The following is a 25,268-nucleotide window of genomic DNA, read 5'->3' as shown; positions in this document are numbered from 1 at the left end:
ATCATGCCTCCATTAGTTTAATTGGTTTGGTAATAATTTTTCGCTTAATTTAATGTTGTCACGATAATCGATTGGAATATCAATAATGACAGGGCCGTCTGCTGCTAATGCTTCTTTTAATACCCCTTCTAATTCATCAGGCGTGTTAACACGAAGACCTAACGCCCCGAAACTTTCCGCATATTTCACAAGATCAACATCGCCAAACTCTGTAGCTGATGTTCTGCCGTATTTCATCATTTGTTGGAATGCAACCATATCATATGTGCCGTCTCTCCAAACGAGATGGACGATTGGAGAATTTAAACGTACCGCTGTTTCTAATTCCATCGAAGAGAATAAGAAACCACCGTCACCTGATACGGAAACTACTTTCTTGCCCGGTTCAACTAAAGTAGCGGCAATTGCCCAAGGAAGTGCAACACCTAACGTTTGCATACCGTTACTAAATAATAATCTACGTGGTTCATAAGAACGGAAACATCTCGCCATCCAAATAGAATGGGAACCGATGTCACATGTAACGGTTGTATCGTCACTAATTAAAGAACGAAGTGTACGAATCACTTGAAGCGGATGCGTAACACCTTCTGAAGCACGGTTTGGAACTTCTGCTTGTTCTGATAATTTCGCGCGTAATCGTTCTAACACTGCTTCTGATTTCGTACTTAATACAAGTTTCGGTAATTTCTCCGCGATGCTATTTACAGTTAAAGCAATATCACCAATTAATTCGCGCTCTGGTTGGTAATCATGGTCGATATCTGCTTGATGGTCATCAAGATGGATAATCGTTCTGTCTCCAAGTTTATTCCAGAATTTCGGATCATACTCAATTGGGTCATAACCGATCGAAATAACAAGGTCTGCTTCCTCTAGTAAAATATCACCTGGTTGGTTACGGAATAATCCAACACGGCCGAAGAAATGATCTTCTAACTCACGCGAAATTGCACCAGCTGCTTGATATGTTTCAACGACAGGAAGTTCTGTATCCGCAATTAATTCACGAACGGCTTTCGTCACTTCATTTGTGCTCGCTCTCATACCGAGTAAAATAACTGGTAATTTCGCTGACTTTATTTTTTCTACTACATATGTAATTTCATGTGTGGGAGCGATTCCAAGCTGTGGCTTAGAAAGCGCACCGATAGACTCTACAGTCGTTTCCGCAGTCATAACGTCTTGCGGAAGACTTACTAAAGTAGCTCCTGGATTTGTGGAAGTCGCACTTCGGAATGCATTACTTAATGCTTCTGGCACATTATCAGGATGTTCTACTTCTACGCTATATTTTGTGATTGGTTCGAATAGTGCAGCATTATCCATAGATTGATGCGTACGTTTTAAACGATCCGTACGTGGAACTGCACCAGCTAAAGCAACAACGGGATCACTCTCCGCATTCGCAGTAACAAGACCTGTCGCTAAATTCGATGTCCCTGGTCCTGAAGTTACAAGACATACGCCCGGTTTCCCTGTTAATCTACCAATAGCAGCTGCCATAAATGCTGCGTTTTGTTCATGACGACAAACAATTAACTCTGGTCCTCTTTCTTGCAGTACATCAAATACAGAGTCAATCTTCGCTCCTGGAATACCGAAAACATGTGTAACACCTTGTTTAATTAAACAATCAACAACAAGATCTGCTCCTTTTGTTTTTGTTTTCACGTCGTTTGCTTTCACACCTGTACTCAAACTAATCATCCCTTTATTTCATAATGTGTGTAATAAAGATTTTTAATTTCACCTAGTTAATTAATGTGGTGAAGTATTATTTATCATTATATTACAAATGCATTATTTTTCCAAGAATATGAATTTGACAGTTTTTTGACAACCATTAAAGAATCCGCTTACAACCCTTTATTTATCCTAAAATAATAGTTTTATATCTCATCTAAAAATGCACGAAAAACTTTCATCTAGTCACAGTATTAAAAACATTACAGTACCTTGCAAAGAACACTACTAAATGATATATTTGTAAATATTGGAATGCCCAATAATTGGAATGAACTTTATAATTCGTATTCCCCTTTTCAAAAAATAGGATTCTCAGCTGTAATTCATCATTTTATAAAGGAAAGTGATTGTTATGAACAAAAGTGAATTTTTGGAACAACTTAGTTCCTCCCTACGGAATATGCCTAATTCAGAAAAAGAGGATATTATCTCAGAGTATGAAACTCATTTTATTAGCGGTAAACAAGATGGGAAATCTGAAGAAGAAATTTCTAAAAAACTAGGAAACCCTAAAACTATTGCTAAAGAACTTACTGTTTCATATGCAATAAGCAATGCTGACAGTAAACGAAGCTTTAAAAATATGATAACCGCACTATTTTCTGTTATGAGCTTAAGTATTTTAAACTTTACCTTTATCATTATCGCCTTTTTCGTACTACTCTTTTTATTACCGGTTCTTCTAGCACTGATCATTGCCACTCCATTATTAATTATTTCACCTATTTTATTAATAGGATTAGGATTTTTTAAAGGGTTTCATCAAATCAGTTATTCCGATGTTTATAATGTGTTCATCGCTTTTTGCGTCGGTTTACTCATATCCGTCATATCTTACCAAATGGTAAAACATCTATACGGAGCTTTAGTAAAGTACTTGAAATGGAATATAGCTATTTTACAAAGATAATAATGAATATGAAAGGAGATTCAAATGAAGAAGTATACTTTATATCTACTCATGCTACTTACTCTTTTATTTCTATCAGCTTGTTCAAACAGTGCACAACATAAGGAAGAAAACGATGTGCAATCTATTAAAGATGTAACGATAAAAATTCCAGAAACTATATTCACTTCCTCAAAAAAGAATGAAACGATTAACGAAGACGAAATGAAACAAAATATAAAAACTTATTTAGATTATAGCGGAGAGTTATACGAAAACATCGTTCCACTTTCGTCAGCTATATCTGACGAGAATGTCACCGAATCCGATCGGGAGAAATTAAAAAAACTAGTAGATTTAGCAAAACAAAATGATGCGAATTTCCATGATTTTATTAGTAGCAATACGATCCCTGATGATTACAAACAGCCTTCGAAGGAAATTCATGATTACATTTCAGCATCTACGGCACTTTCAGTAGAACTAGAGCAAGAACTAGAAAAACTCGCTGAAGATGGTAACTTATTCAAAACTGATTTTTCTTTTACAAAGCGCTTTAAGAAAGTTAATGGTAGGAAGCAAAAAGAAATTGAAACATTTTTGAAGGAAAAGAATATTAAGACGGAGTATTTCCACAAATAACAAACAAAAAAGACGCCCCTATACAGGGGCGTCTTCCACTATTACGCTTGTTGTTGCGCGTTATATAATTCTTCAAGTGGCTGCATGATAATTTTGTTAACGTCAGTGATAACGATGTTTAAACGTTGTTCAGTTTCCATTAACTTTGTGATTTTAGCATCTTGTTGAATGCGAGCTACAACTTCTTGTGCTTTTTGGTTATCTTCTTCACTGATTTCTTGACCTTGCATCATTTTTTGTTGTAGGCCAAGTTGCATTGCGCGGAACTCATCGAACAAGTTCTTTGAATTTGCATCACCTTGTACTGCTGCGTAGCTTGCTTTTAATGTTTGGAAATCTTCGTTTTCAGCGATTGCTTTTTGTAATTCATATGCAACATCATGAATGTTTTTTGTCATTTTATTTTTCCTCCTTTAGAAGGCTAGCGCTTTTCGCTCACACTGCCTTTTAAGTGCATTTACATACGCACCTCTTCTTACCATATCAAACTATGCAAGAGATGTGAAGAAATTTCACTTTTATTTCTATGTACTTATCTCTACTACCTAAGGAACAACAGTAATAGCCCTTGCACGAGTCCAATCATTCCGCCTAATAAGGCACCTAAATACGTAATCATTTTCAGCTCATTTTTTGTAATGGACAGCACTAAATCTTCTAGTCTCTCTGTTGAAAATGTAGACACTTCTTGCTGGACAATTTCCGCAAGATGTAGATTGTTTAATATACTTTCTACGTTTTCTGTCCCCCACTTTAAGCTTTTCGTTACTGCACTTGGGACTACCTTTTCCATAATTGTTTCTCGAACTGGCTCACATACTTGCTGAACAGATTGATTTAAAAATTTACTCACTGTTTCTTCAACTTTAACTGCTGACAATATGGAGTTTACAATCATTTCTTTTTCTACAAACGTTTCTACTTCTTTTACATCTCTTCCTTTTAACTTCTCCCACTCTTTTTGCAGTACATCAGTTAAAAGTTGCTTTGTGCCATCTTGCCCTAAAAACTTAATAACTTCTGGCTGCACACGATCCACTACACTTACATTCCCTAAAAACATTCCGACTAAGTTAAGTAGCGTTCCCCTAGAAGCAAAGAAATCATCAATCATTTTTGAAAGACGTGCTTTTCCTTCTTCACTTTCAAAAAAATGAATTCCTCGCTCTAAAATAAACGCCGAGACATTCGGGATTGTATTCTCTATTTTTTCATGAACAGAATGAGGTAAAGCCTGTTCCCATGTATATGTATAATACTCTGCTAAAAATGCCTCTATTTTTTCTGTAATTACATGCTCGATTTTCTCGGTCGCCTCTTTTTCTACATGTACTAAATTCCATGTTTCTAATATTTGTCGTAACGACTGTTCATTCGTAATTACTTTATCCACTTCTACTTGTGTCCATTGAATTAAACTTTTTTGAAACTCTTCATTTGTTAATTTTTTTCCGATTCCTTCTGGCGTTAACAAATGTTCGACAACCATTTTTCCTAATTGAACAGCAAGCTCATCGCGGCGTTTCGGAATTAACCCTGGTGTAAATGGAACTTGAAACTTTCCAATATAAATAGGGCGATGAGGACGAAATAACATTTTTATCGCTAAATGATTTGTGAATCCTCCAATAATCGCTCCGAGCCCTGTCGTCGTTAACATACTTAACCATATATTCATTACAATCAACCTTTCGCTTCTTCAAAACTATAGCATATCATCATACGGACAAAAGTATAATGGTATAAAAACGTATTTGCAATATATAGCTATGCCTATTATGCCAACATTTTGTTAGTAAAGGAGTGATTTCGTTGGTTCTCGGTATTTTAACTTCTCACCCTCATTATGAGCAAATGTATTACACCGAAATCGCTAAACGCGCTCGGTTTTATCATAATGTCGTTGCCCAGTTTACGCCATTTGGTATTGATCCTAAAACAGATCTTGTCTCTGGTCTGATTTATGATACAGATACAGGAAAATGGAAAGAGCAAATATTCCCTATTCCTTCTTATATTTACGATCGTTCTTCTTTTAACGAGGAAACAGACTTCGACAAAGCAAAATCAATTATTCACTCATTACACAACCGTGCTTCCACTACCTTTTTAAATAACACACTCATTGACTTGAGCGAACTACATGATTTATTTCTCACGAATACAAAATTATCTCCTTATATACCAAAATTTGAAATAGCAACGATACAAAACATTTTCAAACTGTTATTAAAAACAAAAGATATTATTATACGTCCTACCCATACACATTCCAATGAAAGTCTATACCGGATTGCTTATAAAAATAAAACGTTTCATATCGATACGATAAATGATGACTATCATACTTCTACTCCAATCAAACGGACAGATGAATTTATATCTTGGTACAAATCTAACATACGATCAGCACGTTACATCACCCATACAATGCTGCAACCACCAAATCAATTAACATACCCGCTCCATATTCGAACCATTTTGCAAAAAAATAAAGAACAGAAGTGGACTGCTATCGGCCAATTTATACAAAAAAGCTCATTTCCGAATCAACTTTTACTTTCGGCAACGGATGATTCCTCGCTGCATTCATTTTCAAAAATTAAATACGTATTATCTAGTACCGGTGTACAATTATTACAAGACGCTTTACATGACATTATAAATGAAGTGTTTCAAACATTAGATGAATCTTATTCTTCGTTATTCGAGCTAGAGCTTTCCACCATTATGGATCAAAAAGGGGCAATTTGGCTTATGTATGTCAACACGATTCCCCCGTACGAACATTACATTCGTCATAGTGATGCATTAGCCGAAAAAATATATCACGGACCACTAAAGTTTAGTCGCTTCACACCATAATGAAAGGAGGTAAACCCATTTTGAAAGAGCACATATATACATTAAATATTTCAGATGAGCATCCGAATAGTATTACTTTACCTTATATTTTTTCCATTACACCACCAATTTCATCTCTTTCCTTCGGCGTACGCCATGTTGCAAGTGAAGAGGTGAAAATTCATTATTCCTTTACTCGCGAAATCATTATCGGAAAACAAATTGCAGAAAAACTTTTACTTCCTCATTCCACTACTATCCATGCATTCACGCAAAATGAAACCATTATTTTCGGACCATTAATCGGGATTTTCACAACTGGTTTTAACGATGACTCTTCTAACCCTTTAGGAAACCGATCAACTTCTCTTGGCGAGTTACTAACGCCGCCATTCACCTTGCGACCATTTGTATTCGTTTTTGGTGTGCAACATATAGACTGGGAAGATGAAACAATTGAAGGGTATTTCTTTCAAGAGGAGCAGTGGATTAAGAAAAAAGTCCCTTTACCGAATGTCATTTATGATCGATTACCAAATCGGAAAGCCGAAAATTATAAACCGATCGTAAGAGCAAAAAGAAAATTAGAGCATGACTATTCCATTCCGTGGTTTAACCCAGGGTTTTTCAATAAATGGGAAGTGCATCAACTTCTTATGAAAGATGCATCCATTATTCCCTTATTACCAAACACGGAAGCTTTTCAACATTTCGAACAAGTAGAACGCTTTCTTGGCACGTATAAATCTGTTTACATGAAACCGATACACGGTAGCTTTGGGAGAAACATTCATCAAATATTTTACTCTCAAACAGAGAATTGCTACTACTGCCGTTATCGCGAAAATGAAGAAAATAAACTAAGAAAGTACCAATCATTAGAAACGCTTCTGAACCATGTATTAAAAGGACATGATTTAAAAAAGTTTATCGTACAACAAGGTATTTCCTTACTTCGCTTCGATGGGCAACCTGTTGATTTTCGCATTCATACAAATAAAAATCATTTCGGCCAGTGGATGGTCAGTGCAATCGTTGCAAAAATTGCTGGTAAAGGTAGCTTAACAACGCATGTAAATAGCGGTGGCGATACAAAATTACTGCAAGAACTTTTTCCAGATTCAACGAAACAAGTTCAAATTGAAAATAAATTAAAACATACAGCCTTACAAATCAGTTACGCGCTCGATGAACAAGTAACCGGAAATATTGGAGAAATTGGTTTTGATATCGGTTTAGACACAGGGGAAAACCCGTGGCTCTTTGAAGCAAACTCTAAACCTGGGCGAACTGTATTCCAAGATGAAAAGTTAAAAGAACAAAGTGAACTGACGCGCCAATTATTTTACGAATATGCCATCTACTTAACTGAACATTCTTTGCGCGATGCAAAAGAAAAAATGGCTCAAATAAAATCCGGAACTCCATCAAACACTGAACATATCCCGTCTCCTATGATTCACTCACAAATACGAAAACAAAAACTTCCACCTCATTCATAAGGTGGAAGTTTTCTATTTACACAAGTTTCACTACAACCTCTGTTTCCACATTACACATCCCGCAATAAAAAACATGATTGCAGTACTCTTGTGAATTACTATGTGTTAAACCATCTACTGCACTTAATAATTCTTGATCCATATACGCACTATAATCGTCTATGTAATCTACAGTTTTCCCATAATCTTGGAGTATACCTTGGCAATTTTGACAAGAATATGTTTGTGATTCTAATGCGTTGCAAAGCGGGCAAATTCCCATCACGATTCCTCCATACGTTATCATTTACAAGCGAGCATCTAGCCGTGCATAGGAGCGTCCTGTTCCCCTACTTAAAATAGAACTATAAAGTTGCTACCGATTTAATTTTAGTAAGTCATAAATAAGAAGTTAATGATTTGCCCCACAATAGCGGGATACAAAAAGAAAAACATATTTCATATCGCTCTTAGTTTAGCCTTCTTTCTAAAAAATACAACGATTACTCTTATTTCATAATTTACGAAATCACTAAGATTTTTTTACAAAATTTACAAATTATTATTTTGTATATCTTTCTAGGTAACATCCATACTATGAGTACAAACTTAATTACCGATGGATTAGCGCCAACGGGGCGATAATCTGGTTCAAATCCAGCTAGTCCAACCAAAAAAATTTTTATAACTCTAAGGAGGATATATTCCTATGGCAAACCAAAATTCTTCAAATCAATTAGTAGTACCAGGAGCAACAGCAGCAATCGACCAAATGAAGTACGAAATCGCTCAAGAATTTGGTGTACAATTAGGAGCAGATTCTACGGCTCGTGCTAACGGTTCTGTTGGTGGAGAAATTACAAAACGTCTAGTTGCAATGGCTGAGCAAAGCCTTGGCGGATTCCAAAAATAAATATATATGGCAAAAAGGTCTCAAGGCATATGCCTTGAGACCTTCCTTCATTTACTGCAACATTTGTAAAAACTTCTTTGTGCGTTCTTCTTTTGGATTTGTAAATACATCTTCTGGTGTACCTTGTTCGACAACGACACCGCCATCCATGAAAATAACGCGGTTCGCAATTTGATGCGCAAAACGCATTTCATGCGTTACAATCACCATCGTCATGCCTTCTTTAGCAAGTTCTTTCATGACTTTCAGAACTTCTTGAACAAGTTCAGGATCAAGTGCTGACGTCGGTTCATCAAATAGTAATACTTCCGGCTCCATCGCAAGCGCGCGAGCAATTCCAACGCGCTGTTGTTGTCCGCCTGATAATTGGAACGGATATAAGTCTACTTTATCCGCGAGACCAACTTTTTCAAGGAAATAGTTTGCTTTTTTCTTCGCTTCTTCTTTCCCCATCTTTTTCACTGTAACGAGCCCTTCCATTACATTTTGAAGTGCTGTTAAATGCGGAAATAGATTATGGTGCTGGAATACCATACCTGTTTGCGTACGAAGATTGACAATATCTTTCTTCGATACTTTTTGAGAAAAGTCGAGCTCTTTATTACCGATGCGAATATTACCAGCGTTCGGCGTTTCTAACACGTTGAGACAACGCAGGAATGTCGTTTTACCAGATCCCGATGGCCCGATAATAACAACAACTTCCCCCTTCTCAACTGATAAATCTATATGTTTTAGTACGGTATTATCTCCGAAACTTTTTTGTAAATGTTGAATTGAAATCATAAAAACAAAAACTCCTTTTATGAAAGGGTTATTTTAGAGTGTAACGTTCTGAACGTTTTTCTAATATTTGTTGCACAATAGATAATAAGAAGCAAATTGCCCAATAAATTAGACCTGCTTCGAAATAAACAATTAAAAACTCGTAGTTCATTGCCGCAATTTCCTGCGCTTTTCGGAACATTTCCGTTACTAAAATTAACGATGCTAATGAAGTATCCTTCACTAAACTAATAAATGTATTCGAAAGCGGCGGAATAGATACGCGCGTTGCCTGCGGTAAAATAACACGTTTTAATGCTTGCGGGTATGTCATCCCAATTGTGTAAGCTGCTTCCCACTGTCCTTTCGGAATGGAAAGGATAGAAGCACGAATAATTTCAGATGCATACGCACCGACATTTAATGAGAATCCAATAACTGCTGCTGTATATGGCTCAACTTCAATATTAAGAGTCGGAAGACCATAGAAAATAATAAATAACTGTACAAGAAGTGGCGTTCCGCGAATGATAGATACATAGATACGAGCAATCCATTGTAAAATACGACTACCTGAAATACGTGCAAGCGCCGTTAACGTCGCAAGTATAATCCCGATAATAAATGTAATAAGCGTTAATGGAATTGTCGTAAACACAGCTTCCTTCAGCATAGGCATGAAGGAAGACTGCATAATATCTATCCAAGTAGACAATCGATCTGAAACCAACGCACTACTTAGATACATTTTCACCGAACCATTTTTTCGCTATTTTATCGTACGTACCATCTTTTTTCATATCTTCTAACGCTTTATTTACTTCTTGTACTAACTTGTCGCTACCTTTACGGAATAAGAACCCACTTTGTGACGCTTCTTTTTCTGTATCTACAATTTTAATTTTTGCATCTTTTTTCGTTTCTAAATAGTTTAACACTGATAATTTATCATTAATTGTGAAATCAACGCGTCCAGTATTTAATAATTCCGCCGCTTGGCTAAAGCCCTCTACATTCGTGATTTCTGCACCATTTTTCTTAGCAATATCTGCATAGTTACTCGTTAAAGATTGTGCTGCTTTTAATCCTTTTACATCAGCAAATGTAGCAGGTTTATCTTTATCCTTCGCAATGACTAATACCGCTGAAGATGAAACATATGGGCTAGAGAAATCATATTTCTTTTGACGATCTTCACGAATACCAACTTCGTTTGCAACCATGTCGAAACGTTTTGCATCTAAACCAGCAAGTAAGCTATCCCATTGTGTTTCTTTAAATACAGGTTTTACTCCTAAACGTTTTGCAACTTCTTCTGCTAATTCAACGTCAAATCCAGTTAATTTATTGCTTGAATCGTGGAATGTGAACGGTGGATATGTACCTTCTGTTCCAATTACAAGTTCACCACTTTGTTTTATCTTTTGTAACGCATCTTGACTAGCTGTATCTTTTTTCTCTTCTTTACCACAGCCGGCTACAATCCCGATCGCTAATGTAGTTACTGCAAGTACTGAAAATAATTTTTTCATGATGGTAATCCTCCAAGTATTCTGATAGGAATTTAAAAACTATATTGATTGTATGCAATCTTGAACAATTTTTCAATGAAAATGTTCTTATTTAGTTTATCCTTTTTCTTCATAATCAAACAAAAGGGGAAAATAATGCTACATACAAAAAATAAGTAACATTTTTTAATATAGCATTTATAAAGAAAAAGGTAAAACAATACTTCTTATTTAACTGTCGTGATTCACTAAAAAAGAACTTGTGAAAATCACAAGTTCTCCTCCATACATATTAAGCGCTCTGGTTTCCTTCCATTTGCGTTTTGTACATATCGTAATAACGCCCGCGCTTTTTCATTAGTTCATCATGAGAGCCTTTTTCTAAAATCGTTCCTCTATCAAGCACAATAATTTGATCTGCACTTTTAATTGTTGAAAGTCGGTGAGCGATAATAAATGTCGTTCTTCCTTTTTTCACAACTTCTAGCGCCTGTTGGATCATCGCCTCTGTTTCTGTATCAATACTAGACGTTGCTTCATCTAAAATTAAAATAGCTGGATCAAAAGCGAGTGCTCTAGCAAACGATATAAGCTGACGTTCTCCAGTGGAAAGCGTGCTTCCCTTTTCTGTAATCTCTTCATTTATATTGTTCGCAAACCGTTCCGCACCAACATCACGCAATGCTTTTACGATGCGCTCTTTTGAAATTTTTTCGTTCTCTAAGCTTACATTAGAAGCAACCGTTCCGCTAAATAAAAACGGATCTTGCAGTACGATTCCCATATGTTCACGCGTTGCTTGTTTCGGCATCTCTTTTACATCGTGACCATCAATCGTGAGCTTCCCTTTTTCAAACTCATAAAACTGGAAGAGTACATTCATAATGGAACTTTTTCCTGATCCAGTATGACCGACAAGTGCCACTGTCTCTCCTTGTTTCGCTTCAAAAGAAATATTTTTTAGTACTTCATCTTTTCCATTATAAGAAAATGATACATTATCAAACTTCACATTTCCTTGTAAGCGAGGCATACGTTCCTCTTCTACCGCTTCCCCTTTTTCCTCTAACAATTCAAAAACACGTTCTGATGCAACACGCGATTGTTCTAAATTAGCAAGCTGATTTACCATATTTGTAATTGGTGAGAACAATCGTGTTAAATAATCAACGAACGCATACAGTATCCCTAAAGAAATAACGCCTGAAGCACTTAATGAAGCGCCACCGAAGTACCAAATCACACCTGTAAAAGCGATATTTCTTAATACAGACACTAAATTATGCGAAGTTGCTGCATTTAAATTCAAAATTTTATTTTGATATTTAAAATAATCGCCATTTAATTCTTCAAACTCTTTTTTCGTTTCACGCTCTTGACGAAACGCTTGAATAATCGGCATACCTTGAATGGATTCATTCACTGTTCCATTAATATCAGATAAACGTGAACGCATTTTATGATTGTATACAGACGCATACTTTCTATAAAGAATCGCCCAAACAATTAAAATCGGGATGATAAGTAAACATAACGTCGCCAATTTTACATCGAGTAAAAATAGCGCAGCGAATATCCCAATAATATAAATGATACTAGAAACGAATGTCGCCAGTACCGTTACGTATAAATCACGAATGGCTTCCGTATCATTCGTTACACGCGATACAATTTTCCCTGCTGGTAAATGATCAAAGTAACGAATTGGCAACGTTTGAATATGAGAAAAGACATCTTCCCTCATAATTTGAATAATTTTGTTCGCTGCTTTCTGTAAGAAAAATTGCTTTCCGTATGCAAATAATGAGACAACTACTAATAAAGCGAAATAACCACCACCAAGTAATAATAGAGGGTTTATTTCTGGTTTATAAAATGCAAACACTTCTTCTTTCGTTAATGCTTTCGCTTTATACACTTGCACTGCCTTACCATTTTGAACGGTAATCATATCATCTTTTACAGTACGTGATCCTTCAGCATTCACTTTATTTGGTACAAAGTAATATTGAAAACCGACTTGCATCACGCGTACTTCTTTTCCTTTTTTCTCACCTTCCTGGAAGCGATCACTTCGCTTATAAAAGGTACCATTATACGAAACAGCCTCTTCACTCTTTTCTGTTTCATACCAAGGTTTCTCTATCCCGACGATATGATCGTCAATCATCGTTTTCGCGACGAAAGGACCAGCAAGTTCTGCGATGACGAAAATAAATAACATTAGCATCGCTGCAAAAATCGTCCCTTTTACTTTCATCGCATATTGAAACAATCGTTTTGAAACGCTCATATTTTCACCCCACTATCTGCACTTTCACTTTCACCTTGTTGTCTTTCAAACTGCTCCGCATACCAGCCTCCGCTTTGAATAAGCTGTTCATGCGTACCTTCTTCCATTACTTCACCTTCATCCATAACGAGAATCCAATCCGCATGTTGTACGGCAGATAAACGGTGCGTCGTAATAATCGTCGTTTTTCCGCTTCTTTCTGTTCTTATATTTTCAATGATCGCTGCTTCTGTACGAGCATCAACAGCTGATAAAGAATCGTCCAAAATTAAAATTTCTGGATTTTGAATAACAGCTCGCGCAATCGAAATCCTTTGTTTTTGCCCTCCTGATAAAGAAACACCTTTCTCTCCAACGAGCGTTTCTAACCCTTCTGGTAAAAACTCTAAATCCTTTGTAAACGCCGCAATTTCAATTGCTTTCTCGAGTTCTTCTTCCGTCGCTTCTCGGTTTCCGAATAAAATATTTTCCCTCGCTGTTTTTGAGAACAAAATATGTTCCTGAGGTACATACCCAATCCACCCGAGTACATTTTCATTCGTTATTTTATCTAACGTCACATCAGAGACTGCAATATCCCCATCTCCAAGCGGATATTGACGAAGAAGCTGACGTACGAGCGTCGTTTTTCCGCTTCCTGTTTTTCCAACAACCCCGAGCGTTTCCCCTTGTTTTAATGTAAACGAAACCTTTTTCAAATTTTCTCCAGTCGATGAAGGATATGAAAAGGAAACATCCTCAAACTGAATATAGTCCGGCTCTTGTACAAGCTTTGGATTTTTCGGGTCCTTTACATCCGGTTCATATGCTAACGTTTCATTCACACGGTCTAATGAAGCATTTCCTCGTTGCATAACATTAATTAACTCGCCAATTGCAAACATCGGCCAAATCATCATCCCTAAATACACGTTAAATGAAACAAGTTCACCAAGTGTTACCTTTGATTGAAATACAAGATACGCGCCGTACACTAAACCGATTAAATAACTAAGGCCAACAAGCATTTTCACAGTCGGCTGGAATAATGCATCAATTCTCGCTACTTTCATATTTTTTTCGTATACGTCATCTCCTAAATGATGAAACCTTCCCTCATCTGCATTCTCCTGTACGTATGCACGAATAACGCGCACGCCAGCAATCGATTCAAGTACTTTATCATTCATATCTCCGAACGCATCTTGCGCAACTGTAAATCTTTCATGCAATTTCTTTCCATATATGTTCATCGCATACGCCATAATCGGAAGCGGTATAAGCGCCGCAAATGTAAGCTCCCAACTGATTGTAAATCCCATCATAAAGACAATCGTAAGCATATATAAACTCGAATCCACGAGCGTTAATATACCGAAACCAGCTGTCATAGCAATTGCTTTTAAATCATTTGTCGCTCTCGCCATTAAATCACCAGTACGATTTTTATGATAAAACGTCGGTGTCATTTTAAGTAAATGCCCCATAAATTTAGAGCGCATCGTCTTCTCCAGTACGAATGCACCACCAAACAATTGATGTTGCCAAACGAAAGTAAGACCATATCCAATTACCGTAACCCCTATTAAAATAAGAATAAATTGCATAATCGCCGCATTCGTTAACGTTCCTGTTTTTATATTATCAATCGTAACCCCTAACACTTTCGGGGGAATGACTTCAACTATATTTACAATTAAAAGAGCTCCAATGGCGATACTATATCTCTTCCAATGCTCTTTAAAAAACCATTTTAGCTTTAGTAATACTGATAACAATGTAACCTCTCCCTTCTCGTTCTCGTTTCACTCCCATTTCTTTACCCACTATCCAGACCCATCACATTTACATTTCGTAATCCATACAATCTCATCACATTTTTCCACCTTCCAAAGTTTTATATAGTAACGTGGAAAACAAAAAAAAGCATACCGCCGCTTGACGATATGCACAAAAATGCATAAAAGCGTACGTTACGATATACGCAACGTACGCTTTTTATAAGACAAAGATGCCTTATATATCCGCACGGGTTGCGTAATGATATGAATGTTTTCTGCCATTTAACAGAGCTAAGCCCATTACATTTACGATTACACTCATTACGCACACCCCCTTCATTTATTTTCCATTTATAATCTTACAACTTTATTGAGTATTCTGTCAATTGTTTTTTTAGCTATAGAATAAAATAATCTTTTATCACAAAAAAATGAAGGGGATTCATAATACGATACATCCGTTTGAAATAAGGGAATCTTCTGTAAGAAAGGGCATACAAAATAAAAAAAGAATAAGAAATCGTTTTCACAAACATTTCATTTGAAAAATGTTATCAAACCCCCTACAATCACCTTATACTCACTCTTACAAGTTGCTATTTTAGGAGGACTAATCATGACAACTAGCAATACGTACAAATTTTATTTAAACGGAGAATGGAGAGAAACCTCTTCAGGAGAAACAATCGAAATTCCATCTCCATACTTACACGAAGTAATTGGACAAGTACAAGCAATTACTCGCGGAGAAGTAGATGAAGCAATTGCATCTGCAAAAGAAGCTCAAAAATCATGGGCGGAAGCTTCTCTACAAGATCGCGCAAAATATTTATATAAATGGGCTGATGAGCTCGTAAATATGCAAGATGAAATTGCCGATATCATTATGAAAGAAGTCGGTAAAGGATATAAAGATGCGAAGAAAGAAGTTGTTCGTACAGCTGATTTCATTCGTTACACAATTGAAGAAGCTTTACATATGCACGGAGAAAGCATGATGGGCGATAGCTTCCCTGGCGGAACGAAGTCTAAACTTGCGATCGTCCAACGCGCACCACTTGGTGTTGTATTAGCAATCGCACCATTTAACTACCCAGTAAACTTATCTGCTGCAAAACTTGCACCAGCATTAATTATGGGTAACGCTGTTATTTTCAAACCAGCAACTCAAGGTGCAATTAGTGGTATTAAAATGGTTGAAGCACTTCATAAAGCTGGCCTTCCAAAAGGTCTTGTAAACGTAGCTACAGGACGCGGTTCTGTAATTGGTGACTACTTAGTAGAACACGAAGGCATCAATATGGTATCGTTCACAGGTGGTACAAACACAGGTAAACATTTAGCGAAAAAAGCTGCAATGATTCCACTTGTATTAGAACTTGGTGGTAAAGACCCTGGTATCGTTCGTGAAGATGCTGACTTACAAGATGCTGCAAACCATATCGTAAGCGGTGCATTCTCTTACTCTGGACAACGTTGTACAGCTATTAAACGTGTACTTGTACACGAAAACGTAGCAGACGAGCTTGTTAGCTTATTAAAAGCGCAAGTAGCTGAACTATCAGTTGGATCTCCAGAACAAGACAGCACAATCGTTCCGTTAATCGACGACAAGTCTGCTGACTTCGTTCAAGGCTTAGTTGACGACGCTGTTGAAAAAGGTGCAACAATCGTTATCGGTAACAAACGTGAGCGTAACTTAATTTACCCAACATTAATCGACCACGTAACAGAAGAAATGAAAGTTGCTTGGGAAGAGCCATTCGGCCCAATCCTTCCAATCATCCGTGTTTCTTCAGATGAGCAAGCAATTGAGATTGCTAACAAATCAGAGTTCGGTCTACAAGCAAGTGTCTTCACGAAAGACATTAACAAAGCATTTGCAATTGCTAACAAAATCGAAACTGGTTCTGTTCAAATTAACGGACGCACAGAGCGCGGCCCTGACCACTTCCCATTCATCGGTGTAAAAGGTTCAGGTATGGGCGCACAAGGTATTCGTAAGAGCCTTGAGTCTATGACACGTGAAAAAGTAACTGTATTAAATTTCGTTTAATCTTATATGTAGAAGCTGATCTAGTTTTAGATCAGCTTCTTTTTATATCAAATAATTATTCATTCCTAATAACAAACTCTTCTCTATAATCTGATTATTACTATATCCATTGACGTATAAAAATACATTTGTTACTCTTAACTACGTTAATTTAATATTTAAATCCTCATTCGTATCTCGGTGAGGTAGAGGTTGCAATCATTAAGAGTATCGTTTCAGGAGATGTAGTGGCATTGATGAAGGAATGAGAAAGGAATGATTGCCGAAGTAAGTTGTGTCCACCATGCACGCTTGCTGGGTCTGCATTTAATAAGTGCAGAACTGTCACAAACGTTTCGTTTGTGGAGAGCTATCGAGAGGTATGTCGTGGGTTTCTTATAAGATAGAAAGCATGTAGCGGCAAATTACGTGCTTTTTTTGTTTTGTTTGGGACTTCTCTTCTCTACTAAGAAGACATACATATCTCCTCGCTTGACTTGGTTATACTAACTTTGGAGGTATTTTCTATGCAACAAAAAAAATGGGGCTTTTGGGTACTAACAGCTTTCGTTGTCGGTAACATGGTTGGCGCTGGTATTTTCATGGTGCCAAGTACGTTAGCACAAACAGCAAGCCCTCTCGGTGTCACTTTAGCTTGGTTAACAACAGGGTTTGGTGTTTTAATGCTAGCTCTTGTTTTCGGTAATTTAGCAATTCGTCGTCCTGATTTAACGACAGGGCCACAAAGTCATGCATATGCTTTATTCTCATCACCAAAAAAGAAAAAAATGGCTGGTTTTAGTATGGTATGGGGATATTGGGTTGCAAACTGGGCAAGTAACGTTGCCATCATTACATCTTTCGCGGGATATTTATCACTCTTCTTCCCAATTATGAAAGATACACGACTACTATTTTCAATCGGTTCTTTTAACATAGAAGTCGGAAAACTAATTACATTTACGATTTGTTCCATCTTACTTTGGGGAACTCATATTATATTAACAAACGGTGTAAGCGGAGCTGGAAAGCTAAATTTCTTAGCAACAACAACGAAAGTAACTGGATTCCTTTTATTCATCGTCGTTACGTTATTTGCATTCGAAGCTTCTAAGTTTGGACAATGGTACACACCGATGATCGATAAATCAGGTGTATCACACGGCCTTCTTTCACAAGTAAACTTAGCTGCTCTTACAACGCTTTGGGCATTTATCGGAATTGAATCGGCAGTACTTTTATCAAACCGTGCTACCTCTCCTAAAACAGTAAAACGCGCAACGGTGGCTGGATTACTTATTACAGTTGCGATTTACTTAGGAATTACAATTTTAACAATGGGTGTTCTTCACGTTGATAAATTACAAGCTTCTGAACGTCCATTAGCAGATGCGCTAAATGCTGCAATGGGTCATGGCGGTGGGAAACTGATGGCATTACTTGCTCTTACTTCCCTATTCGGTTCCATCTTAGGCTGGATTTTATTAAGCTCAGAAGTACCGTATCAAGCAGCAAAAGAAGGTTTCTTCCCTTCCTTCTTCACGAAAACAAATAAAAAAGGAAGTCCAATTTACTCATTACGATTAACAAACATTATGTCGCAAGTGTTCTTATTCTCAACACTATCCGGAACCATTGCGGAAGCTTATACATTCGTTATTACCGTATCAACACTAGCCTACCTCATTCCATATCTCGTTTCACCAATCTTCCAGTTAAAACTAGTCGCAACTGGTGAAACATATAAAAATGAAATGCGGGCAAGAATTACAGATGGTATAGTCGCAGTTATTGCAATTTGCTACGCACTATGGGTTATTAAAACCGGCGCAGCCGATATAAAAACGTTCCTTCTCGGAATTGGTTTATTCGTAATCGGCTTTGCCTTCTATCCATTAATGAATCGTGATCAGAAAAAAAATAACGAAAAGAAAAACGGGCAAGTTGCATAACGCAATTTGCTCGTTTTTTCTTTTATAAAACATATATAATAGAACAAAGAGGTGAAAAACATGTCAATCGAATCACTATGGAGCAGTCGCTTCCAACAACATATGCAAAATATCATTACATACTTTGCACGTATGATTAACGGTTTACTATATAGCTTTATCTTCGTTGCCTGTATAGGTGCTTACTATTACGCAAAGTTTCTTAAGACAGCTCCTTCTAAAGGACTATCTTTATTACTTATTACAATCGTCCTAACAGCGATTATAACGAGATGCCCGATCCGTACATTTATGCAAAAACCTGATGCTGTCTATTTACTTGCATTAGAAGAGAAACTAACATCTTATTTTAAAAAATCTCTTCTATATAATTACATCATTCAACTTTTCCCATTATTATTTACGTTCCTTATTCTCGTTCCACTTGCCCTGCAATCATTACAATTAACTGTACCTTTCTTATGTACAATCTTTATCGTTTTAATGATTATGAAAGCTTGGAACATATATACACATTGGATGTGGCGTGATAGTCATGAAAAAAACATATGGTTCATTATTCGTATTACTTGTAACGCCATAATCATTTACATGCTGTTTTACTCGGCACATGTTCTCCTATTAGGCGGATTGCTCTTACTACTTGCTTTCCTACTTCTATATACGAAAAAACAGCCTACAAAACGAATACCGTGGGATTACATAATCGAACAAGAAGAAAAAATGAACGTTCGTTTTTATCAATTTGCTAGCATTTTCACCGATGTTCCGCAACTGAATAAGCAAGTAAATAAAAGGAAATGGCTTACAAATTGGATTGAACCTTTATTACATAAAAAACGAGCAACTTTCTTCTATTTACATACACTGGCATTTTTACGCGGGAATGATTATTTCGGTATATATATTCGCTTAGGGTTGATCGGTGCCTTCGCCTTATATTTTATACCAAATATATACGTTAAAGGCGCTATCGCTTACATCGTCCTATATATGATTTCTATGCAGCTACGTTCCCTGTGGAAATATTTTTCGGGAAATATTATCGTAGCATTATATCCAATTGATATTGAAAAACGAATGAAGCAATTTCTTCGCTTAATCTTTATATTGCTAATCATTCAACTCATTGTATTTTCAATTGTTATCCTCATTGCTACAGTACAATTTTTACATAGCCTTATCATTATGATTATCGGGGTACTCTGGATCAAATTTATTATTGTACCAAAAACGAAGAAACGAATTTCTTCATTTTAACGATTAAAAGCCAAGGAGAAAATAAATTACCTCCTTGGCTTTTTTATTTTTCTTCCTCAAACAAGAATCACTGAAATAACCGATATTTTATGATTTTCACATACAAAAACGATAATACATGTTTACGTCCTAATAAAAAGGGTATGTATTAAATTAACAGGGCAAAGGAACGGAAGGGAATGAGAAAAACATGAATTAAAGTTTCACTTTATAAAAGGCCTTGCCCAAGGATGATTCTGGAACCGACAATATAATGTAAGGAGCTGACTGCACTGAGTAAAAAAATTGCTATTTTAATAACGGATTATTTCGAGGATACAGAATACACAGAGCCAGTAGAAGCTTTTAATCAAAAGGGATATAAATTAACAACTATTGAAATGGAAAAAGATAAAACGGTACACGGTAAACAAGGAAAAAGTGAAGTCGTAATTGATAAAAGTATTGATGATGTTTCTCCAGAGAACTTTGATGCCCTCTTCATACCAGGCGGATTTTCCCCAGATATACTTCGTGCAGATGAGCGTTTTGTTCGCTTTAGCAAAACATTTATGGATGCGGAAAAACCCGTTTTTGCTATTTGTCACGGACCTCAGCTACTCATCACTGCACAAACACTTGAAGGACGCGATGTGACTGGATATAAATCCATTGAGGTCGATTTGAAAAATGCTGGCGGAAACTTTCATGATAAAGAAGTAGTCGTATGCCAAAATCAGCTAGTCACAAGTAGACAACCGGAAGACATCCCCGCTTTTATTGAAGAATCGTTGCGTATATTAGGATAGCTACTTTGGTTAACCTCCTTTTATTTGTATGAAAAAAATTTAACCAGTGGGGGTTTGTTCATCCCCCACTGGTTATTCCCCCCTCACCAACCAGGTGTTTACAGGAAATCCGCTTCCACAAATAGCGCGAGATAAATAAAAAGGGGGGAATCCAAAAGTTCAGTTTTAATGACCTTTGGATTCCCCTCTTTTTTCGTCCCAAAATTTCTAATCACTTTTCATAGGCAGTTCTCATATAGTGAAAATGACTATACAATTCCTATCCATAAGTTAAATAATGATTTTACACATATATAAATACAAAAGATGGGAGCCTTATTTATGAATAACAATCCACCTTCAACGCCTCCTAATCCTACAGAAACAAATAAGCGTGAAGTAACCTTACAAACGTTACGCGTCATTGGGCTTATTGTACTGATTAGTGGCTACATATTAGTAGCTCTTTCTGAAGTAGGAACGTTAAAAAATCTTTTGCTACAGCCTAGTAACACTCCAGACTTAGCTGAAGTGGATCCGTTTTAAAAAGAAAAAACATACCCTTCTTCTTTAAAAAATGTAACAATTGATTCATTCGGCTCGACAAATTTTGCGAAGTTATGGATACAGCCATCCCCGCATTAAATACGGGAATGGCTGTAATTATTGAATGAATTCTTCTAAATGGTTCTTCAAGTTCTCTAAATACTTCTCAACAGTAGGATGCTTCACCACATCATAACAAGCAAAACTCTTTAACGAACTCATGCCAAGAAACTTTTGCACGCGGTGTAAATGGCTAAGCGCTGACTCTAAACTTTCCCCTTCAAAGAACTTCGTCTTATCTCCAAATGCCTTTTCAGGTGCATTCCAAGTTGTAGAAAGCATATACTGCTTCTCTTTTAATAAACCACCTGTTCCATATTCATCAGCACCTTTAAAGAACAAACCGTATTCATATACTTCATCCATATACGTTTTAAATAAGCCCGGTACACTAAACCAGTAAATCGGTGTTTGATAAATCACAACATCGGCCCATAAAAACTTATCTTGTTCTTCCTTAATACTATAGCCATCTTGAACCGTTGTTGTTTTCACATGATGATTCTCGCTTAATACCGTTACCATATGATCCACTAACGTTTTATTTAATCTGCCTTCCTTTGTACCGTATTTTTCATGTCCATTTATAATGAATATATTTTTCATCGCTTTTCTCTCCCTTATTTTACTCCTCGGCTATTAACCCAAGTTGCTGTTTCAGCGTAAGATTATCTTCTAAATGCCAGTCTTCCGTTATCTTTCCGTCTTTCACATGTAAAATATCAATTGCAAAAAAATTGATTTTCTTATCATTATGCGTTCCTGTAAAAGAAAGACGAGCTGTTACTTTATCACCGACGACTAATAAATCTTCAATCTCGCAATGTATATCAGGCACAACTTTACGAAAATTTTGCGCTGCAAACTTTAATCCTTCAGTTCCTTGCGGTCGCCCTTTCGGCAATGTATTATCGGAAAAATTTTCAGAAACAGTTTGCAGAATAAGTTCCTCCTTACCTGTATCCCAAAATGCATAAAAACGCTGCGCTGCATGAACCATTTCTGTCGCTTCTTTTTTACTTAGTGAGGGATCAATTGTCATTGCTTTTGGCTTTGGCATTTCTTTTAATAGCTGGACTTCAGTTTTTTCTTCCACGCCGCATGCTACAAGTACAATACAAACAACAAACAAACTAAGAAATACAAACAACTTTTTTATCCCCATGAAAATCACCTCCTCATCTAAACCCTTTTTATTTCGTATTGCTATTGTATATGCACTAACTTCCTTTATGGAAGTAGTGATATTTTTTTCATATAGTTACCAAAAATATAGTTTTGTGATACTATAAAGCAAATTCATTCAAAAAAATTTTATGGAGGCTAGTTCCATGAACAATATAGATCCAGTTGAATTAACGAAAGGTTTACCTGGCATACCTTGTCCTATTGCTAAAACCCTTGATGTAATTCGTACAAAATGGACGTTTTTAATCATTCGTGACCTTCTTATTGAAGGAACATTACGCTTTAGTGATTTACAAAAATCAATGGACGGGATTAGTCCGAAAACATTATCGCTTCGACTAAAAGAATTAGAATCTCAAGGCATTATAACGAGAAAAGTATATCCAGAAGTTCCGCCTCGTGTAGAGTACACATTAACGGATAAAGGAAAGCAATTAGAGGGGATTTTCATTGAATTAAAACGGTTTGGATTAAGCTTATAAAACAAAAACCCCTTACCGTCGTAAGGGGTTTTATTACTTCGCAAAACTTTCAGCTAGCTGTTTCTCTCTCCACATAAATGTAATGCCGAGACCAACTATTAAAACAACTCCTGAAAATGCATATGGATAATGAATATTCATATCAAATAATATTCCGCCCATCGCTGGTCCTGCGATATTTCCTAAACTCGTATAAGTCGAGTTCATACCAGCAACGAATCCTTGCTCTTTTCCAGCTGCTTTTGATAAAAACGTCGTTAAAGCTGGACGAAGTAAATCAAATGCTAAGAAAATGAAGCAAGTAACGAGAAGTACAATCCAATAATTAAAGACTACAGTTGAAACGAAGGCTAATACTGCACCTACAATTAAACATATTTGAATTAACACTTTTTCACCGAACATGTCGACCAATTTGCCAAACATAAAGACTTGCACAACTACCCCAAAGATTGAACTAATTGTAATAATTGCTGCGATATCTTTCGGTGTGAATCCAAACTTATGATCAGAAAACAGACTAAACACAGTTTCATACGCTGATAATCCGAATGCGAGTACAAATACGATAATAAATGCAATTGCATACATTGGATGTAATGATTTCTTTAAATCACCAATAAAACTTGATTCTTTCGTATTAGCAGAAATCTCTGCAAGCTCTTCCTTCGTTAACGGCTCTTTTAAAATAAAGATCGAAATTACACATGCTATAAAAGCAATTGCTGCTGCTACGAAAAACGGTACACGTATACCATACTCTGCAATAAATCCGCCAATTCCAGGCCCTATAATAAAACCAGTACTAATTGCCGCTGATAAATATCCCATCGCCTTTGGACGTTCCTGCATAGATGTAATATCCGCAACATATGCCGTAACACCAGGCATAATAAACGCAGCACTAATTCCGCCTAACACCCGTGCTGCATAAAGCATCCACACATCTTTTCCTAATCCAAAAAGAAGTTCTGAAACACCAAAAATAAATAATCCAATGATGATCATTTTCTTCCTACCGTAAAGATCGACCCACCGGCCTGTAATAGGTGACGTAATGAGCTGAGCCATCGCAAACACTGCAACGAGATACCCCATCGTCTTCCCTGTTAAACTCATGTCATTCATAAAGGACGGCATAACCGGAATGATTAATCCAATCCCTAAAAAAGCGATAAATATATTACTCAAAAGAATGACTAATACCATCTTTTGTTCTTTTATCGGTTTCTTCACTTTTTAACACCTCTTCCCGTAAGTTCCTCAAAAAAATAATGCCTAAGAACCTTTTTCTTTATCCTGCTATTTGTGAGCTAATCATGAGTAGAGATGCCTCCACTCATTAGAATTTCACACTATCCTTCCACACATACATAAGCATTAGGTGAATGACTATCATTCAGTTCCCCTTAAAAATGAACCTACCTTTTCAGACAGGTTCACCTCACTATTTCTTTATATGTAGTGCATGTGTTAAAAAATCTAGTACTTCTGCCTTTTGTAGCTCGACTTGCTCCTCATCTTTATGATCATATAAATAAACTTGTTCCGCCGCTGATTCAACAAGAGCAATAAATAACTTCGCTGTTCGCTCCGCATGAACCGAATCACGAATTTCACCAGCTTCTTTCGCCTCACTTAAAAATTCGCTTAACCACATATAAAGAGGCTCATACACAGCTTCCCATTCTTTTATATGTTCTGTAGATGCAAGACCCGCATACATTAAAGCTTGTATTTCACGATATTCCTCTATAAAGTGAAACACCGCATCTATTACTTGCGTCACTTTACTTAAGAAAGGCGCATCGTTTTGCACTTTTTCTTTCACTGCAAGTATCATCTTTTCAACCATCACTTCTGCTATTGCAGGCATAACAGATAACTTAGAAGGAAAATATAAATAGAAAGTTCCTTGTGCAATGCCAGCCAATTTCACGATATCAGAAATCTTCGTTTTTTCAACGCCCTTTTCCTGAAACACTTCAATAGCTGCATAGACAATTTTCTCTTTTTTATTCATCATCTAAACCCTTTCAAACGCGTATTGAATGACTGTCACTCATTTTATAAAATAACTAGCTGTACTGTCAATTATCGTGCACTTTTTATCATAAAAATCTCCTAACGA

24 protein-coding genes and 1 riboswitch are annotated in these 25,268 nt (G+C 36.6%); of the genes, 11 read left to right on the top strand and 13 right to left on the bottom strand.

Going from position 1 to position 25,268, the window contains the following annotated elements; translation table 11 throughout:
• Positions 1-12: 12 nt before the first annotated feature.
• Positions 13-1,701, bottom strand: a complete 1,689-nt coding sequence (gene alsS, locus J0835_RS04660) for an acetolactate synthase AlsS (RefSeq protein ID WP_087979576.1) — start codon at positions 1,699-1,701, stop codon at positions 13-15.
• 400 nt (positions 1,702-2,101) lie between these two features.
• On the opposite strand from alsS, the gene J0835_RS04655 reads away from it, so the two are divergent.
• Positions 2,102-2,659 (top strand): HAAS signaling domain-containing protein, encoded by a 558-nt coding sequence (locus J0835_RS04655; RefSeq protein WP_087979575.1) that lies wholly within the window; start codon positions 2,102-2,104, stop codon positions 2,657-2,659.
• A gap of 24 nt (positions 2,660-2,683) precedes the next feature.
• Positions 2,684-3,280, top strand: a complete 597-nt coding sequence (locus tag J0835_RS04650) for an NDxxF motif lipoprotein (RefSeq protein ID WP_087979574.1) — start codon at positions 2,684-2,686, stop codon at positions 3,278-3,280.
• A 41-nt stretch (positions 3,281-3,321) separates the two neighbouring features.
• Here J0835_RS04650 and J0835_RS04645 read toward each other — a convergent pair whose 3' ends face one another.
• Both J0835_RS04645 and J0835_RS04640 read right to left on the bottom strand, forming a co-directional pair.
• Entirely contained in the window at positions 3,322-3,678 is a 357-nt protein-coding gene (locus J0835_RS04645; RefSeq protein WP_000164619.1) for a YlbF/YmcA family competence regulator, read from the bottom strand.
• 143 nt (positions 3,679-3,821) lie between these two features.
• A complete protein-coding gene (locus tag J0835_RS04640; protein WP_140386677.1) occupies positions 3,822-4,958 on the bottom strand; it encodes a DUF445 domain-containing protein in 1,137 nt (378 codons plus the stop codon).
• Between the two features lie 134 nt (positions 4,959-5,092).
• Here J0835_RS04640 and J0835_RS04635 point away from each other — a divergent pair, with 134 nt between their 5' ends.
• Positions 5,093-6,145 carry a YheC/YheD family protein gene (locus J0835_RS04635; RefSeq protein ID WP_087979572.1) on the top strand — a complete coding sequence of 351 codons (1,053 nt, stop codon included), beginning with the start codon at positions 5,093-5,095 and terminating at the stop codon, positions 6,143-6,145.
• 20 nt (positions 6,146-6,165) lie between these two features.
• Complete coding sequence (locus tag J0835_RS04630; RefSeq protein WP_087979571.1) at positions 6,166-7,626, top strand: YheC/YheD family endospore coat-associated protein; 1,461 nt, start codon at positions 6,166-6,168, stop codon at positions 7,624-7,626.
• Between the two features lie 16 nt (positions 7,627-7,642).
• On the opposite strand, the gene J0835_RS04625 is transcribed toward J0835_RS04630, so the two are convergent.
• Positions 7,643-7,888, bottom strand: a complete 246-nt coding sequence (locus tag J0835_RS04625) for a hypothetical protein (protein WP_000510463.1) — start codon at positions 7,886-7,888, stop codon at positions 7,643-7,645.
• 426 nt (positions 7,889-8,314) lie between these two features.
• On the opposite strand from J0835_RS04625, the gene sasP reads away from it, so the two are divergent.
• On the top strand, positions 8,315-8,518 hold the full coding sequence (sasP, locus tag J0835_RS04620; protein ID WP_000013339.1) for a small acid-soluble spore protein, SasP family: 204 nt from the start codon (positions 8,315-8,317) through the stop codon (positions 8,516-8,518).
• A gap of 51 nt (positions 8,519-8,569) precedes the next feature.
• Here the strand turns inward: sasP and J0835_RS04615 are convergent, their stop codons facing one another.
• The 5 genes from J0835_RS04615 to J0835_RS04595 form a co-directional block, all read right to left on the bottom strand.
• Positions 8,570-9,304, bottom strand: coding sequence for an amino acid ABC transporter ATP-binding protein (locus J0835_RS04615; RefSeq protein WP_000623593.1), 735 nt, complete (start codon positions 9,302-9,304; stop codon positions 8,570-8,572).
• Between the two features lie 28 nt (positions 9,305-9,332).
• Complete coding sequence (locus tag J0835_RS04610) at positions 9,333-10,031, bottom strand: amino acid ABC transporter permease (protein WP_033657688.1); 699 nt, start codon at positions 10,029-10,031, stop codon at positions 9,333-9,335.
• Entirely contained in the window at positions 10,018-10,815 is a 798-nt protein-coding gene (locus tag J0835_RS04605; protein ID WP_000732850.1) for an amino acid ABC transporter substrate-binding protein, read from the bottom strand. Before J0835_RS04605 ends, J0835_RS04610 begins: the two co-directional genes overlap by 14 nt.
• 271 nt (positions 10,816-11,086) lie before the next feature.
• Positions 11,087-13,087 carry an ABC transporter ATP-binding protein gene (locus tag J0835_RS04600; protein ID WP_087979570.1) on the bottom strand — a complete coding sequence of 667 codons (2,001 nt, stop codon included), beginning with the start codon at positions 13,085-13,087 and terminating at the stop codon, positions 11,087-11,089.
• On the bottom strand, positions 13,084-14,844 hold the full coding sequence (locus J0835_RS04595) for an ABC transporter ATP-binding protein (RefSeq protein ID WP_087979569.1): 1,761 nt from the start codon (positions 14,842-14,844) through the stop codon (positions 13,084-13,086). Before J0835_RS04595 ends, J0835_RS04600 begins: the two co-directional genes overlap by 4 nt.
• A gap of 619 nt (positions 14,845-15,463) precedes the next feature.
• Here J0835_RS04595 and gapN point away from each other — a divergent pair.
• From gapN to J0835_RS04570, 5 genes are all read left to right on the top strand, one after another.
• The gene (gene gapN, locus J0835_RS04590; protein WP_087979566.1) at positions 15,464-16,903 is read left to right on the top strand and encodes an NADP-dependent glyceraldehyde-3-phosphate dehydrogenase; all 1,440 of its coding nucleotides are present in this window, start codon (positions 15,464-15,466) and stop codon (positions 16,901-16,903) included.
• Positions 16,904-17,081: 178 nt separating this feature from the next.
• Positions 17,082-17,263: riboswitch (Lysine riboswitch) on the top strand.
• 146 nt (positions 17,264-17,409) lie between these two features.
• Positions 17,410-18,834, top strand: coding sequence for an amino acid permease (locus J0835_RS04585; RefSeq protein WP_087979565.1), 1,425 nt, complete (start codon positions 17,410-17,412; stop codon positions 18,832-18,834).
• Between the two features lie 60 nt (positions 18,835-18,894).
• Entirely contained in the window at positions 18,895-20,094 is a 1,200-nt protein-coding gene (locus J0835_RS04580) for an ABC transporter permease (RefSeq protein ID WP_087979564.1), read from the top strand.
• 272 nt (positions 20,095-20,366) lie between these two features.
• Complete coding sequence (locus tag J0835_RS04575) at positions 20,367-20,882, top strand: type 1 glutamine amidotransferase domain-containing protein (RefSeq protein ID WP_087979563.1); 516 nt, start codon at positions 20,367-20,369, stop codon at positions 20,880-20,882.
• 321 nt (positions 20,883-21,203) lie between these two features.
• A complete protein-coding gene (locus J0835_RS04570) occupies positions 21,204-21,407 on the top strand; it encodes a hypothetical protein (RefSeq protein WP_087979562.1) in 204 nt (67 codons plus the stop codon).
• 117 nt (positions 21,408-21,524) lie between these two features.
• Here the strand turns inward: J0835_RS04570 and J0835_RS04565 are convergent, their stop codons facing one another.
• Both J0835_RS04565 and J0835_RS04560 read right to left on the bottom strand, forming a co-directional pair.
• Positions 21,525-22,073, bottom strand: coding sequence for an NAD(P)H-dependent oxidoreductase (locus J0835_RS04565; protein WP_087979561.1), 549 nt, complete (start codon positions 22,071-22,073; stop codon positions 21,525-21,527).
• Positions 22,074-22,092: 19 nt separating this feature from the next.
• Positions 22,093-22,632, bottom strand: coding sequence for an ester cyclase (locus J0835_RS04560; RefSeq protein ID WP_087979560.1), 540 nt, complete (start codon positions 22,630-22,632; stop codon positions 22,093-22,095).
• Positions 22,633-22,798: 166 nt separating this feature from the next.
• Between J0835_RS04560 and J0835_RS04555 the strand changes: the two genes are divergently transcribed.
• Positions 22,799-23,137, top strand: a complete 339-nt coding sequence (locus J0835_RS04555) for a winged helix-turn-helix transcriptional regulator (RefSeq protein WP_001059468.1) — start codon at positions 22,799-22,801, stop codon at positions 23,135-23,137.
• A gap of 33 nt (positions 23,138-23,170) precedes the next feature.
• Here the strand turns inward: J0835_RS04555 and J0835_RS04550 are convergent, their stop codons facing one another.
• Both J0835_RS04550 and J0835_RS04545 read right to left on the bottom strand, forming a co-directional pair.
• Positions 23,171-24,373, bottom strand: coding sequence for an MFS transporter (locus J0835_RS04550; protein WP_048545666.1), 1,203 nt, complete (start codon positions 24,371-24,373; stop codon positions 23,171-23,173).
• Positions 24,374-24,584: 211 nt separating this feature from the next.
• Positions 24,585-25,163 carry a TetR family transcriptional regulator gene (locus J0835_RS04545; RefSeq protein WP_087979559.1) on the bottom strand — a complete coding sequence of 193 codons (579 nt, stop codon included), beginning with the start codon at positions 25,161-25,163 and terminating at the stop codon, positions 24,585-24,587.
• Positions 25,164-25,268: the final 105 nt, after the last annotated feature.

This window comes from Bacillus cereus group sp. Sample62, assembly GCF_036851315.1.
GTDB lineage: Bacteria > Bacillota > Bacilli > Bacillales > Bacillaceae_G > Bacillus_A > Bacillus_A wiedmannii.
The sequence above is the reverse complement of the archived record's forward strand: the minus strand, read 5'-3'. Positions and strand labels throughout refer to the sequence as shown.